The 7,811-nt window shown below is 63.4% G+C and carries 7 protein-coding genes; 4 read left to right on the top strand and 3 right to left on the bottom strand.

Annotated elements, in window-relative coordinates:
• Both EN964_RS17520 and EN964_RS17525 read right to left on the bottom strand, forming a co-directional pair.
• The coding region (locus EN964_RS17520) for an ABC transporter ATP-binding protein (RefSeq protein ID WP_164775860.1) at nt 1–540 on the bottom strand (540 nt) is incomplete at its 3' end.
• Between the two features lie 2 nt (nt 541–542).
• The gene (locus EN964_RS17525; RefSeq protein WP_127276572.1) at nt 543–1,349 is read right to left on the bottom strand and encodes an SDR family oxidoreductase; all 807 of its coding nucleotides are present in this window, start codon (nt 1,347–1,349) and stop codon (nt 543–545) included.
• A gap of 179 nt (nt 1,350–1,528) precedes the next feature.
• On the opposite strand from EN964_RS17525, the gene EN964_RS17530 reads away from it, so the two are divergent.
• The 4 genes from EN964_RS17530 (at nt 1,529) to EN964_RS17545 (ending at nt 6,130) form a co-directional block, all read left to right on the top strand.
• Nucleotides 1,529–2,761, top strand: coding sequence for a sugar ABC transporter substrate-binding protein (locus EN964_RS17530; protein ID WP_127268520.1), 1,233 nt, complete (start codon nt 1,529–1,531; stop codon nt 2,759–2,761).
• Nucleotides 2,762–2,921: 160 nt separating this feature from the next.
• The gene (locus EN964_RS17535) at nt 2,922–3,791 is read left to right on the top strand and encodes a carbohydrate ABC transporter permease (protein WP_023811708.1); all 870 of its coding nucleotides are present in this window, start codon (nt 2,922–2,924) and stop codon (nt 3,789–3,791) included.
• Entirely contained in the window at nt 3,788–4,612 is an 825-nt protein-coding gene (locus EN964_RS17540) for a carbohydrate ABC transporter permease (protein WP_013528984.1), read from the top strand. Before EN964_RS17535 ends, EN964_RS17540 begins: the two co-directional genes overlap by 4 nt.
• Before the next feature lie 24 nt (nt 4,613–4,636).
• Nucleotides 4,637–6,130 (top strand): M81 family metallopeptidase, encoded by a 1,494-nt coding sequence (locus tag EN964_RS17545; protein WP_127276574.1) that lies wholly within the window; start codon nt 4,637–4,639, stop codon nt 6,128–6,130.
• Nucleotides 6,131–6,277: 147 nt separating this feature from the next.
• Here the strand turns inward: EN964_RS17545 and EN964_RS17550 are convergent.
• Nucleotides 6,278–7,811 (bottom strand): M3 family metallopeptidase (locus EN964_RS17550; protein ID WP_164775861.1); only part of this gene is annotated, 1,534 nt, incomplete at its 5' end.

Here is a 7,811-nt window from a genome sequence, read left to right on the forward strand (position 1 = left end):
TTCCTGTTCGACGAGCCGCTGTCCAACCTCGACGCGCAATTGCGCGTCGAGGTTGGACAGCGGCTCGTCGAACAGGAACACAGACGGCTCGCGCACGATGGCGCGGCCCATGGCGACGCGCTGGCGCTGGCCGCCCGACAGCTGGCGGGGATAGCGGTCGAGATAGGAGAAGAGATTGAGGACGCCGGACGCCTTCTTGACCTTCTCATCGATCACCGTGCGCGTCTCGCCGCGGATCTTCGGGCCAAAGCCGATATTGTCAGCTGCCTTCAGATGCGGAAACAGCGCATAGGACTGGAACACCATGGCGATGTTGCGCTGCTGTGGCGGCAGCGCGTTGGCGCGCACGCCGCCGATCAACAGGTCGCCGGAGGTGATCGTCTCCAGGCCGGCCAGCATGCGCAGCAAGGTCGACTTGCCGCAGCCGGACGGGCCGACGAGGACGACGAACTCGCCGCTCTTGATATCGAGGCTGATGTTCTCGAGGATCTTGTGCTGGCCGAAGGATTTCGACAGATCGCGAAACTCGACATCGGTCATTGTCACGCTCCCAGAATGTCGTCGATGAAGGGCAGGCAGCCGGCGGTCAGTCCCGCGTCCACGGGCATCACCACGCCTGTTATTCCCGATGCGCGATCGGACGCAAGGAAGGCGACGGCTTCCGCCACTTCCGCGGCGTTGACGATGCGGCCGAGCGGATAGAGCCGCTGCAATTTGCCGAGGATTTCGGGATCCTTGGCAAGGCGGTGGTCCCAGGCGGCGGTGCGGATCGATCCGGGGCAAACGACATTGGCGCGCAGGCCGCTGCGGCCGAGCTCGACGGCGATCGCCTTGGCATAGGCGTTGATGCCGGCCTTGGCGGCGGCATAGGCCGGATTGCCGAAATGCGCGATGGCGTTGACCGAGGAGATGAAGACGACGCTGCCCGAGCCGCGGCCAGCCATCGCCTTGACCAGCGGGTCGGCGAAATTCATCACGCCAGTCAGGTTGAGATCGAGTTCCTGCTCTATTCTGTCGGGATCGAGCGCCGAAATCGTCTCGGCACGCGTCCAGCCGGCATTGTTGATGAGAATGTCGGGCACACCATCCCGGTCGAGGATCGCGCCGATCGCCGTCGCTATCGATGCCTTGTCGAGAAGATCGAAGACATGGCGGGAGGCAAGGTGCGGACTGTTCAGCGCCTCGCTTGACTGATCGCAACCGACGACCCTGGCGCCTCTTTGCGCTATCAGCGCCACGATGGCCGTGCCGAGCCCGCCGCCGGCACCCGTCACCACGACGGTCTTGCCCTCGAACTCGGCCCTGCCTTCGAACTCGGCCCTGCCCTCGAACTCGGATTGCGAAACCACCGTGCGTCATCCTCCGGGAGTTCTGACAGATCGCATAAGGCCTAGGCCTGTAAATGTAATTAAGCAACACAATAATCCGCTTGTAAGCCTTCAAATCATCGATAATGTAGGAAAGTCACATAAATCTTCTGCTCCGGCACGGAGAGGCGCGCAGGCGCAACACCAATGGGAGAGATCAAATGAGCCTTGCAAAATGGACTGTCGGCCTGATGGCCGGAATGAGCATGCTGGCAATTGCGGCGCAGGCGGATGCGGGCGAGGTGCGCGTCACCGTGGCCGAGTACAGCGCCAAGACTGCTCCCTATTTCGCCGACGTCAAGAAGGAATTCGAGGCGGCGAACCCCGGCATCAGCGTCAAGTTCGAAGTGGTGCCGTGGGATGTGCTGCTGCAGAAGCTGACCACCGACATCACCGCCGGCACCAATGCCGATCTGTCGATCATCGGCACGCGCTGGCTGATCGACTTCGTCCAGCAGGATGTCGCCGAGCCGCTCGACGGCTACATCAAGCCCGACTTCAAGGATCGCTTCATCGACACCTTCCTGTCGCCCTCGATCATGGACGGCAAGACCTACGGCCTGCCGATCGCGGCCTCGGCGCGCGCCATGTACTACAACAAGGAGCTGTTCGAGAAAGCCGGCATCGCCAAGCCACCGGCAACCTGGACCGAGCTGCAGGAAGATGCGCGCAAGATCAAGGCGCTGGGGTCGGGCACGTTCGGCTTCGGCCTGCAGGGCAAGGAGATCGAGACCGACGTCTATTACTATTATGCGATGTGGTCGCAGGGCACCGAGATCCTCAACAAGGACGGCACTTCGGGCCTGAGCACGCCAGGTGCGCTTGAGGCCGCCAAGCTCTACAAGTCGATGATCGACGAAGGCCTGACCGAACCCGGCGTCACCTCCAACAACCGCGAAGACGTGCAGAACCTGTTCAAGCAGGGCAAGGTCGGCATGATGATCACCGCACCCTTCCTGTCCAACCAGATCAAGGACGAGGCGCCGAACCTGAAATACGGCGTTGCAGCCATCCCCGCCGGCCCGACCGGCGCGCGCGGCACCTATGGCGTGACCGATTCCATCATCATGTTCAAGAACTCCAAGAACAAGGACGAAGCCTGGAAGCTGCTCGATTTCCTGTTCACCACGGAACAGCGCGCCAAGTTCACGCAAGGCGAAGGCTTCCTGCCGGTGAACAAGGAAGAGGCCAAGATGGACTACTACGTCAACAATGCCGATCTGGCGGCGTTCACCGCGCTGCTGCCCGACGCCCGCTTCGCGCCGGTCATTCCGGGCTGGGAAGAAGTCGCCCAGATCACGTCGGACGCCATGCAGAAGATCTATCTCGGCGGCGACCCTGAGGCGGGCTTGAAGGACGCGGCCGCCAAGGCCAACACCGTGCTGAAGAAATAGAGGCCGTGCTGAAGAAATAGGGCGTATCTCCCTGCGCCCGTGGCGCGCCCCAGACTCAGGCGGGGCGCGCCACACCTAGGTTCCCGGCCCGGTGCGGCGGATCCGAAATTCGCATAAGCAGAACCTTCTGATCCAGCACGCCGAGGTTGCAGGCCAGCAGATGCAAAATCGTTTCTTGCCCTATCTCCTGACCTTGCCCAGCCTGTTTCTGGCGGCGGTGGTCATCTTCTGGCCGGTCTGGGACCTGATCCAGATCTCGACGCATGAGGTCAGCCGCTTCGGCCAGCTTCGCGACTTCAACGACTTCGCCAATTTCGCGGCACTCGCTGCCGATCCCGATTTCACGGCCGCGCTCTGGCGCACCGGCCAATGGACGGTGATGGTGGTCGGCGGTGCGCTTCTCTTGTCGATCCCGGTGGCGATGATCCTCAACACCGATTTCTATGGCCGCGGCATCGCCCGCGTCATCATCATGCTGCCCTGGGCGGTGTCGCTGACCATGACCGCGGTGGTCTGGCGCTGGGCGCTGAGCGGCGAAAGCGGCATGCTCAATTCGGCGCTGATCGGCCTCGGGCTCATCGATCACAACATCCAATGGCTGGCGAGCGCCGAGACCGCTTTCCCGATGCAGGTGCTGATCGGTATCCTGGTGACGGTGCCGTTCACGACGACGATCTTTCTCGGCGGGCTGTCGTCGATTCCGGACGATCTCTACGAGGCGGCGGCGCTCGAAGGGGCGACGCCGCTGCAGCAGTTCCGCGAAATCACCTTTCCGCTCCTGAAACCGTTCATCAACATCGCCATCGTGCTCAACACCATCTACGTCTTCAATTCCTTCCCGATCATCTGGGTGATGACGCAGGGCGGCCCGGCCAACTCGACCGATATCCTGGTCACCCATCTCTACAAGCTGGCCTTCCGCATCGGCAAGCTGGGCGAAGCATCGGCGGTGTCGCTGGTGATGTTCGCCATATTGCTGGTCTTCACCATGATCTATGTGCGGCTGGCGATGCGGGAGCAACGCACATGACGAGCAAGCTGAAACGCTCCATCATCGCCTGGCTGCTGCTGGCGCCGCTGATCGTGGTGACGCTCTTTCCCTTCGCGGTGATGTTCCTGACCGCGGTCAAGCCGAGGCAGGAAGTGCTGTCGCCGACCTGGTGGCCGAGCGAATTCCGCTGGTCGAATTTTTCCGACATGTGGGTGGCGACCGGCTTTGGCCAGGCGCTGCTCAATTCGCTCTACGTGTCTGTGATCGCCACGGTTGGCGCCATCCTGATCTCGGTTCCGGCGGCCTATGCGATGTCGCGCTTCCGCTTTGCCGGCTACGGCGCCTTGCGCCAGTTCCTGCTGATTTCGCAGATGATCTCGCCGATCGTGCTGGTGCTTGGCCTGTTCCGGCTGATGGCGGCCTGGGGCTTGGTCGAGAGCACGACGGCGCTCGGCTTCATCTACATGGCCTTCAACGTCGCCTTCACGGTGTGGATGCTGCAGAGCTATTTCGACACCATTCCGCGCGATCTCGAGGAAGCCGCCTGGATGGAGGGCGCCGGCCGCTGGCTGACCTTGCGCAAGGTGTTCCTGCCGCTCTGCCTGCCGGCGATCGCGGTGACCGCGATCTTCACCTTCATCAATGCCTGGAACGAATTCGTCGTGGCGCTCACCATGCTGCGCAGCCAGGAAAGCTATACGCTGCCGATCCAGGTGTTTTCGCTGGTCGCCGGCCGCTACACCATCGAATGGCACCACGTCATGGCCGCGACGTTGCTGGCGACCTTGCCGGTGGCCATCCTGTTCATCTGGCTGCAGCGCTACCTCGTTCGCGGGCTGGCGCTCGGGGCGGTCAAATAACGCCTATTCACGGACGGAGCTTTCATGCGCATTTTCACCGCCTCGCTGGCGACGGAAACCAACACCTTCTCGCCGGTGCCGACCGATAGGGCCTCGTTCGAGATGGCCTTCTATGCCGGGCCCGGCAAACATCCGGACACGCCGACGCTGTGCTCCTCGCCGATGGTGGCGCTGCGCCGGCGGGCAGCGGCCGAAGGCCTCGATGTCATCGAGGGCACCGCCACCTGGGCGGAGCCGGGCGGCCTGGTGCAACGGCAGACCTATGAGGCGCTGCGCGACGAGATCCTTGGCCAGCTCAAGGCAGCGCTGCCGGTCGATGCCGTCATCCTCGGCCTGCATGGCGCCATGGTGGCGCAAGGCTATGACGACTGCGAAGGCGACTTGCTCGAACGGGTTCGCGCAATGGTCGGGCCGCAGGTGGTGATCGCCGCGGAACTCGATCCGCACAGCCATCTGACACCGAAGCGCGTGGCGGCCTCCGACATCCTCGCCTACTTCCTCGAATTTCCGCACACCGATTTCTACGAGCGCGGCGAACACGTCGTCGAGCTTGGCCTTGCGGCGGCGAGGGGCGAGATCAAGCCGGTCATCTCGACCTTCGATTGCCGCATGATCCAGGTGCTGCCGACCAGCCGCGAGCCGATGCGCTCCTTCGTCGACCGCATCAAGGCGCTGCACGGCAAGGACGGCGTGCTGTCGGTCTCCGTCATCCATGGCTTCATGGCGGCCGACGTGGCCGAAATGGGCACACGCATCCTGGTCGTCACCGACGATGACAAGGCCAAGGGTGACGCGCTGGCGGAAAGGCTCGGGCGGGAACTCTACGCGCTGCGCGAAAAGACGGCGATGACGATGCTGAGCGCCACCGACGGCATCGACCGGGCGCTGGCCGTGCGCGCCGAGAATCCGGGCAAGCCGGTGGTCATCGCCGATATCTGGGACAATCCCGGCGGCGGTGTGCCCGGCGACGGCACCTTCGTGCTGCGCCAGATGCTGGCGCGTGGCCTGGACAGGTTCGCCGTGGCGACGATCTGGGATCCGATCGCGGTCACCTTCTGCCTGGCGGCGGGCGAAGGCGCGGTCATCGATCTGCGCTTCGGCGGCAAGGCCGGGCCGCAGGCAGGCGAGCCGATCGACGCGCGCGTGCGCGTGCTGAAAGCGGTTGCGGAGGGCTGGCAGAGTTTCGGGCCAAGCCGGGTGACGCTGGGGCCGACGGCGCTGGTCCGCCTCGAAGGCACCGAGGTCGACATCATTCTCAACACCAACCGCACACAGACCTTCGAGCCGGATATCTTTTCCAACATCGGCGTCGATCCGATGGCCAAGGACATGCTGCTGATCAAGTCGACCAACCATTTCTACGCCGGCTTCGAGCCGATCGCCGCCGAGATCATCTATGTCTCGGCGCCGAGTTCGTATCCCAGCAATCCGGCGGTGACCGATTACAAGAAGCTGACAAGGCCGGTGTGGCCAAGGGTTGCGGATCCTTGGAAGGATGCAGGCAATCTCCCCCCTTGAGGGGGAGATGTCGCTGAAGCCGACAGAGGGGGTCGCCTGACGTAATGCGCCAACCTTCTTCTGCCGCAGCAGGCCGAGCCCGGTCGAACCGACCCCCTCTGGCCGCTTCGCGGCCATCTCCCCCTCGAGGGGGGAGATTATCCGGTGCTACACCAATCCCCGCTTCACCATCATCGCTTCGGGCGACGGCATCTTGCCGCGAAATGCGGTGTAGAGTTCTTCCGGATCCTTCGAACCGCCGGCGGCGTAGATGTTCTTGCGCAGCCGTTCGGCGAGCGCCGGGTTGAAGGGGTCGCCGGTCTCCTCGAAGGCGGCGAAAGCGTCCGCATCGAGCACTTCCGACCACATGTAGGAATAATAGCCGGCCGAATAGCCGTCGCCGGAGAAGACGTGGCCGAAATGCGGGGTGCGGTGACGCATGGCTATGGTGTCCGGCATGTGCAGCTCTGCAAGCGTTTCGGTTTCGAAACGAAGTGGTGCTTCAGGCGCATCCGGCCGTGCGTGATAAGCCATGTCCATCAGCGCGGATGCGGTGAACTCTACTGTTGCAAAGCCAGCGCCAAAAGTCCGCGCGGCCAGCATCTTGTCGAGCAGCGCCTTGGGCATCGGCTTGCCGGTCTTCACATGCAGCGCGTGTCTTTCCAGCACCGCCGGCACGGTCAGCCAATGTTCGTAGAGCTGCGAGGGCAGTTCGACGAAATCGCGGCTGACCGAGGTGCCCGAAACCGAGGGCCAGGTGACATCGGTCAGCATGCCGTGCAAAGCATGACCGAATTCGTGGAACAGCGTTTTCGCCTCGTCGACCGACAGCAGCGCGGGCTCGCCGGCCGGCGGCTTGGCGAAGTTCATGATGTTGTAGATCACCGGGCTCGCACCGTGGCCGAGCCTGTAGCCGGACTGCAGCGCGCTCATCCAGGCGCCGGAGCGCTTCGAGGGCCGGGCGAAATAATCGGCGAGGAACAGGCCGCGCTCGCTGCCATCGGCATTTTTCACCACGAAGACGCGGGCGTCGGGGTGCCAGGCAGCGATGCCCTTCTTCTCCTCGAAGGTGATGCCGAACAGCCGTGTCGCCACATCGAAGCAAGCGTCGATGATGCGGTCGAGCTGCAAATAGGGCTTCAGCTCCGCCTCGTCGAAGGCGAATTTTTCCGCACGCAGTTTCTCCTGGTAGAAGCGCCAGTCCCAGGCGGCGAATTTTTCGTTGCTGCCGGCCTCCGTCGCCAACCGTTGCAATTCGATCTGGTCGCTTGCTGCCTTCTCAAGCGCCTTTTCCCACACCGGGTCGAGCAGCGCGTGCACGGCCTTCGGTGTCTTGGCCATGGTGTCATCGAGCTTCAGCGCGGCGAAGGAGGCGTAGCCGAGCAGCTTTGCCTTCTCGGCGCGCAGGCGCAGCATGTCGCGCACCACGTTCGTGTTGTCGGTGGCGCCGCCATTCTGGCCGCGCATGGTGAAGGCGCGGAAGGCGATCTCGCGCAGATCGCGGCGCTCGGAGAAGGTCGAGAACGGCTCGTAGATCGAGCGCGACAGGGTGACGGCGTAGCGGCCCTTCTGGCCGCGTATCTCGGCGGCTTCGGCCATCGAGCTTTTCACGAAGTCCGGCAGGCCGGCAAGGTCGGCCTCATCGAGGAACAGTGCCCAGTCGCTCTCGTCGGCCAGCACATTCTGGCCGAAGCTGGTACCG

Source organism: Mesorhizobium sp. M7A.F.Ca.CA.001.10.2.1, assembly GCF_003998575.1.
In the GTDB taxonomy this organism is placed as follows: Bacteria; Pseudomonadota; Alphaproteobacteria; order Rhizobiales; family Rhizobiaceae; genus Mesorhizobium.

Excerpts from the sequence above, each read along its gene's own strand:
- EN964_RS17540 (WP_013528984.1), top strand. The coding sequence starts at position 3,788 with ATGACGAGCAAGCTGAAACGCTCCATCATCGCCTGGCTGCTGCTGGCG.
- EN964_RS17530 (WP_127268520.1), top strand. The coding sequence starts at position 1,529 with ATGAGCCTTGCAAAATGGACTGTCGGCCTGATGGCCGGAATGAGCATG.
- EN964_RS17535 (WP_023811708.1), top strand. The coding sequence starts at position 2,922 with ATGCAAAATCGTTTCTTGCCCTATCTCCTGACCTTGCCCAGCCTGTTT.
- EN964_RS17545 (WP_127276574.1), top strand. The coding sequence starts at position 4,637 with ATGCGCATTTTCACCGCCTCGCTGGCGACGGAAACCAACACCTTCTCG.